Raw genomic sequence first — 3927 nt, 5'->3', positions numbered from 1 at the left:
GCCGAGCGCTGGGAGCCCGGCACCGGCTTGCGCGGACGGCGCTTGGTGGAGGCGGGCGCCGCCCCGTAGCCGACCAGGTTGGCCTGGCGGCCCTCCTTCTCGGCGGGCTCGGCCTCGGCGGCGGGCTGCTCGGCGGGCTTCCCCGCGGCGGGAGCGGCCTGGGGCGCCGCCTCCCCCGCACCGGGGTCGGTGTCCACCGAGATGATCGGCGTGCCCACGTCCACGGTGGTGCCCTCGTCGAAGCGCAGCTCGTGCACCACGCCGTCGAAGGGGATGGGCAGCTCGACGGCGGCCTTGGCGGTCTCGACCTCGCACACCACCTGACCGTCGGTCACGGTGTCGCCCGGCGCCACGAACCACTTGAGGATCTCGGCCTCGGTCAGCCCCTCGCCCACATCGGGCATCTTGAACTCACGGAAGCGCTGTTCGACTGCGGTCATCGTCACGATCTCCTCAAGCCCTTCAGTACGCCAACGCACGGTCTACGGCGTCGAGCACCCGGTCCAGCCCCGGAAGGTACTCGTCCTCGAGCCGTGACGGCGGGTACGGCGAGTGGAAACCGCCGACCCGCAGCACCGGGGCCTGGAGGTGATAGAAGCACCTCTCCGTGATGCGCGCGGCGATCTCCGACCCGGTGCCCAGGAATACCGGAGCCTCGTGGACGACGACCAGCCGCCCCGTCCGCTCCACGGAACGCTGGATGGTGTCGAAGTCGATCGGCGACATCGACCGCAGGTCCACGACCTCGATCGACTTGCCCTCCTCGGCGGCGGCCGCGGCGGCGTCCAGGGCGACCTTCACCATCGGGCCGTAGGCGGCGAGGGTCAGGTCCGCCCCCGGCCGCACCACCCGGGCGGCGTGCAGCGGACCGGGGATCGCGGCGGTGTCGACCTCGGACTTGTCGTGGTAGCGGCGCTTGGGCTCGAAGTAGATCACCGGGTCGTCGCTGCCGATGGCCTGCTGGAGCATCCAGTAGGCGTCGGAGGCGTTGGCGGGCGAGATCACCTTCAGCCCGGCCACATGCGCGAACAGCGCCTCGGGCGACTCGCTGTGGTGCTCCACCGCGCCGATGCCGCCGCCGTACGGAATGCGGATGACGACCGGCAGCTTGACCTTGCCGAGCGAGCGGGCGTGCATCTTGGCGAGCTGGGTGACGATCTGGTCGTAGGCGGGGAAGACGAAACCGTCGAACTGGATCTCCACCACCGGGCGGTAGCCGCGCAGCGCGAGCCCGATCGCGGTGCCCACGATGCCGGACTCGGCGAGCGGGGTGTCGATGACCCGGTCCTCGCCGAAGTCCTTCTGGAGCCCGTCGGTGACGCGGAAGACGCCTCCCAGCTTGCCGACGTCCTCACCCATGATCAGGACCTTGGGGTCGGACTCGAGGGCCGTGCGCAGTGACGCGTTGATCGCCTTGGAGAGCGACATCTTCTCGGCGGCCATGTCAGATGCCCTCCTCAGCGGTGACGAACGAAGCCTGGTACTCGGCGAACTGCGCCCGCTCCTCGTCGACGAGCGCGTGCCCGTCGGCGTAGGTGTGCTCGAACAGCGCCATGTCATCGGGGTCGGGCATGGCCCGCACCGCGTCCCGTACCCGCTTGGCCAGCGCGTCGCTCTCCCGCTCCAGCTCGGCGAAGTACGCGTCGTCGGCCAGGCCCTCGCGGGTCAGCAGGGTGCGCAGCCGCAGGATCGGGTCCTTGGTCTCCCACAGCTCCCGCTCCTCGGGGGAGCGGTAGCGCGTCGGGTCGTCCGAAGTGGTGTGGGCGCCCATGCGGTAGGTGAACGCCTCGATGAGCATCGGGCCCTGCCCGGTGCGCGCCCGCTCCAGCGCGGCCTTGGTGACGGCCAGGCAGGCGAGCACGTCATTGCCGTCCACCCGCACCCCGGGGAAGCCGTAGCCCTGGGCGCGCTGGTAGAGCGGGACCCGGGTCTGCTTCTCGGTGGGCTCGGAGATGGCCCACTGGTTGTTCTGGCAGAAGAAGACCACCGGGGCGTTGTACACCGCGGAGAAGGTGAACGATTCGGCGACATCGCCCTGGCTGGAGGCGCCGTCGCCGAAGTAGGCCAGGACCGCGGCGTCGGCGCCGTCCTTGGCGACGCCCATCGCGTAGCCGGTCGCGTGCAGCGTCTGCGAGCCGATCACGATGGTGTACAGGTGGAAGTTGTTGCTGTTCGGGTCCCAGCCGCCGTGGTTCACCCCGCGGAACATCCCGAGCAGATTGGTCGGGTCGACTCCCCGGCACCAGGCCACACCGTGCTCGCGGTAGGTGGGGAAGACATAGTCGTCGTCGTGCAGCGCCCGGCCGGAGCCGATCTGCGCCGCCTCCTGGCCGAGCAGCGACGCCCACAGGCCCAGTTCGCCCTGGCGCTGGAGGGTGGTCGCCTCGGCGTCGAAACGCCGTGTCAGCACCATGTCCCGGTACAGACCGCGCAGTTCCTCCGGGGTGGGGTCGATGGCGTATTCGGGGTGCTCGACACGCTCGCCCTCGGGGGTCAGCAACTGTACGAGTTCGGGCTGGCCCTCATGCTGCTTCTTGGCGTTCCGCGCTGTGGTGCTGCGCTTGGCTCCGCTGCGGCGCGGCTTGCGCGCGGCAGTGCTCTCCACGGTCACGTGTGCTCCTCCGTCTGTCCGGCCCCCGGGATCCGCCGGCGGCCAGTTGCGGCTCGCCCGTTCCGTCCCGGCGCACGGGGTGGGTGCGCCGGGACATGGCCGGGCGTGACAGGTTCCCGGCGGCTGGCCCTGCACAAAGCACGTTACCCAGTGCGTCGCATGTCTGCGAAACCCCACCTGACCTGCAATTTTGCTTGGATTTCCAAGTAAATCGCGCGAGAGGGGAAACATCCACTGGTCACAGCCCCGCAGGCCGCCGGACAAGCGCACGTTATCCCGCAGGACAAGGGCACGGGAAGACATCGTGTGTGAGACTGGATCCGTGCGCGAAGAAGGAAAAATAGGGATTTTCCTGGTTGACGACCATGAAGTGGTCCGACGCGGCGTACGGGATCTGCTCGCGAGCGAGCCGGACATGGAGGTGGTCGGCGAGGCGGGCACCGCGGCCGACGCCCTGGCGCGGATCCCGGCCGCCCGGCCGGATGTCGCCGTCCTGGACATCCGGCTGCCCGACCGCAGCGGGGTCGAGGTCTGCCGGGAGATCCGCGCCCGCGACGAGAGCATCCGCTGCATGATGCTCACCTCCTTCGCCGACGACGAGGCGCTCTTCGACGCCATCATCGCGGGCGCCTCCGGCTATGTCCTGAAGGACATCCGCGGCGAGGAACTGCTCTCCGCCGTCCGGGACGTGGCCGCGGGCCGGTCGCTGCTCGACCCGGTGGCCACCGCCCGGGTGCTGGAGCGGCTGCGCGGCCAGACGGCCGCCAAACCGGACGACCGGCTGGCCGCCCTCACCGAGCAGGAGCGCCGGATCCTGCTGCTGATCGGGGAGGGGCTCACCAACCGGGTGATCGGCGAACGGCTCCATCTCGCCGAGAAGACGATCAAGAACTATGTCTCCAGCCTGCTCTCCAAGCTGGGCATGGAGCGCCGGTCGCAGGCGGCGGCCTATGTCGCCCGGATGCAGGCGACGCAGCCCCAGAAGCGCTAGCCCTGGCGGGGGCGGCACGGGCCCGGAAGCACTAGCCCCGGCGGGGGCGGCGCGGGCCCGGAAGCGCTAGCCCCGGCGCGGGCGGCACGGGCCCAGAAGCACTAGCCCCGGCGCGGGCGGCACGGGCCCGGAAGCGGTAAGCAGGTCAGAGGATGTCCGCTGCGGTTCGTGCAGCGACCCGAAGGGGCGCTGGGCTGTGTCGATGTGCGGCTCCGCCGCATGGGCGCGACCAGCCACGACGGCGCCGCAGTCGGCCGACGACGCATCGTGTCCGCCGCGTGACAGGGGCCTCGCCCCTGGGTCCCGGGGTCTGGGGCGGAGCCCC

Annotated in this window: 4 protein-coding genes; 1 reads left to right on the top strand and 3 read right to left on the bottom strand. The window is 70.7% G+C overall.

What is annotated here, in order from left to right:
• The 3 genes from KN815_RS36475 to pdhA form a co-directional block, all read right to left on the bottom strand.
• Nucleotides 1–449: biotin/lipoyl-containing protein (locus KN815_RS36475; protein ID WP_372458575.1), on the bottom strand; the 449-nt coding region annotated here is incomplete at its 3' end.
• Nucleotides 450–462: 13 nt separating this feature from the next.
• On the bottom strand, nt 463–1443 hold the full coding sequence (locus tag KN815_RS36470) for an alpha-ketoacid dehydrogenase subunit beta (protein ID WP_078642487.1): 981 nt from the start codon (nt 1441–1443) through the stop codon (nt 463–465).
• Between the two features lies 1 nt (nt 1444).
• Nucleotides 1445–2611, bottom strand: a complete 1167-nt coding sequence (gene pdhA, locus KN815_RS36465) for a pyruvate dehydrogenase (acetyl-transferring) E1 component subunit alpha (RefSeq protein ID WP_216346131.1) — start codon at nt 2609–2611, stop codon at nt 1445–1447.
• Between the two features lie 322 nt (nt 2612–2933).
• Between pdhA and KN815_RS36460 the strand changes: the two genes are divergently transcribed.
• On the top strand, nt 2934–3602 hold the full coding sequence (locus KN815_RS36460) for a response regulator (protein WP_216346130.1): 669 nt from the start codon (nt 2934–2936) through the stop codon (nt 3600–3602).
• Nucleotides 3603–3927 lie beyond the last annotated feature (325 nt).

Source organism: Streptomyces niphimycinicus (assembly GCF_018883605.1).
GTDB classification, from domain to species: Bacteria; Actinomycetota; Actinomycetes; order Streptomycetales; family Streptomycetaceae; genus Streptomyces; species Streptomyces niphimycinicus.
Note: the sequence above shows the minus strand (reverse complement) of the source record. Positions and strands in the feature narration are given on the sequence as shown.